The following is a 326-nucleotide window of genomic DNA, read 5'->3' on the forward strand; positions in this document are numbered from 1 at the left end:
ATTTTTCCGTGAGCCATGCAAGGATGCGCGCAGCCAGGCCTCCGGGGGGAGGTCGGTGGTTCCGCAGACATGTCCGAAAAGGGCTTGCGGGAGGACCCCAAACGAATAGCAACAACAGGGCTGCACAATGAAAAAATCCCTTCTCACTCTCCTTGCCGTGGCTGCCATGTCGACGACGGCGCTGGCCGCCGATGTCAAGCCGGCGCTGGTTTACGGCACCGGCGGGAAGTTCGATAAGTCCTTCAACGAGGCGGCGTATAACGGCGCCGAGAAGTTCAAGACCGAGACCGGCATTGCCTATCGCGACTTCGAGCCGACGGGCGACA

1 pseudogene is annotated in these 326 nt (G+C 60.7%); it reads left to right on the top strand.

The window, feature by feature from the left end:
* Positions 1-127: 127 nt before the first annotated feature.
* Positions 128-326 (top strand): annotated as a pseudogene (locus EOD29_RS31000) (BMP family ABC transporter substrate-binding protein); the annotation flags it as partial.

The organism is Mesorhizobium sp. M1A.T.Ca.IN.004.03.1.1, from assembly GCF_003997555.1.
Taxonomy (GTDB): domain Bacteria; phylum Pseudomonadota; class Alphaproteobacteria; order Rhizobiales; family Rhizobiaceae; genus Mesorhizobium.